Origin of the sequence: Pseudoalteromonas sp. NBT06-2 (assembly GCF_002276045.1) — a bacterium.
GTDB lineage: Bacteria > Pseudomonadota > Gammaproteobacteria > Enterobacterales > Alteromonadaceae > Pseudoalteromonas.
Genome location: NZ_NQMR01000341.1, coordinates 1 through 1,576, shown reverse-complemented (window position 1 = coordinate 1,576; position 1,576 = coordinate 1). Strand labels below are relative to the sequence as shown.

The following is a 1,576-nucleotide window of genomic DNA, read 5'->3' as shown; positions in this document are numbered from 1 at the left end:
GTTATTTTTAATGCGATTGCCCTAGGTTTAAGCGTTTAATAGTTGAATCCAAGTATCAAAAAAGTTAATATCAAGTTTAGTTATTTAATAAAAGATTTACATCATGGACAAAGGACTAAAGATGAAAAAAACATTAGCTATATCTTCACTGTTAATGGCATTAAATTGTGATGCTGCAACATGGGATCTGCTGGAAAAGTGGAAGCTAGATTCAGATGACGATCAAACTCAGGATCTTATTTGGAATACTAAAAATGCAAGAACTGAAAGTTTTTTGCAGAGAAATAATAAGTATCCAAATAAAATTTATAACGTAAGTGGTAATGCCAATACTTTTTCGGGTAAGTTTTTAAGCTCTGAAAAACAAGGAATGGACTACGCTAATAATATGTACTTTGGAATAACCGGAGACTCTGTCAGGGTTTATGAAGACAATGATAATCCGGGCGATATTCCTCTTTACAGAACTTTTAAAACACCAACTCCAATGACATCAGCAGGAAGTGTAGTAGTTGATACTGACGGTAATAGCTTTCCTAGCTGGACGACTTGGGCAGGAGCAACAGATGGAAATACCCTTGTAAAGGTAAGTGTTGCAAATGTTTCAGGTTCTCTTTCTCAAGACACTAAAAATTATACTCACATTTTTGTATACAACCTTGATTCTTATAACCTGCCAATCAATAATTCAACCTTGAATGCTGTTAGCTCATTCAGAGTTGCACCAGAATATAGCAGAAACCAAACAGTACAAGCAGCAGAGGTTGCAAATGGGATGGTTTATATTCAACTTGGCGGTCTTCATAATGCGTCTAACGATCATAAAAATGTTATTTTAGAATATACTCTTGGTGGAACATATATTCAAACACACGAATTTCAGGCTCATAAAGTTATGAATACAGGTACTGCTGAAGATATTTACCCAAATTATCTTCATGTGGAGTACGAAGGCTTAATGATAAAAGATAATTTATTATATGCTCAAGTTTTCTACCACTATGGATATACAGACCAGACATACAAATCTCTAATTTATGAAGTAGTTGATACAAATAGAGCGATACAAACACCAGTACCGGCACTTAACATTGGGAGAGAGTGTTTTTATGATAGCGCCGAGGTTCATGCCACTGCCTCTTCAGGCTCATCGGAGACAACCACAACTGAATTATATAAAAATGGTGTTTTAGTTGATACTAGTAGTGGTGCAAAATCTACCACCTATTCTACAATTGGCAATGCTGGTATTTCGTATACTTTTAAAGCGAGAAGTATAGTAAATGGTCTGCCTTGGAGTAACTATATGACAAAGTCACTTTCAACTTCAGATTGTGTCGGAGTTATTCCTAAATAGAATTATCCGGCCTAGCCTTTTAAACAACCCATAATCAATTGAAAGGCAATAACGTACTAGATGCTATTGCCTTTCAATGATTATATGATACTTGACCTCACCAGAAATCCAGTATGCATTAACAATGCAATAGCATCAAAAAAGATAACCTGCTCAAATCTAATAAATTAAGGAGATTCAAATGAATAAATGGAATATTTGTAACTTCTCAAAAAGCAG

1 protein-coding gene is annotated in these 1,576 nt (G+C 34.8%); it reads left to right on the top strand.

The window, feature by feature from the left end; all coding sequences use genetic code 11:
* Positions 1–121: 121 nt before the first annotated feature.
* Positions 122–1,357 carry a hypothetical protein gene (locus CJF42_RS25930; protein WP_095369362.1) on the top strand — a complete coding sequence of 412 codons (1,236 nt, stop codon included), beginning with the start codon at positions 122–124 and terminating at the stop codon, positions 1,355–1,357.
* Positions 1,358–1,576: the final 219 nt, after the last annotated feature.

Coding starts and splice junctions, on each gene's coding strand:
- CJF42_RS25930 (WP_095369362.1), top strand. CDS start 122: ATGAAAAAAACATTAGCTATATCTTCACTGTTAATGGCATTAAATTGT.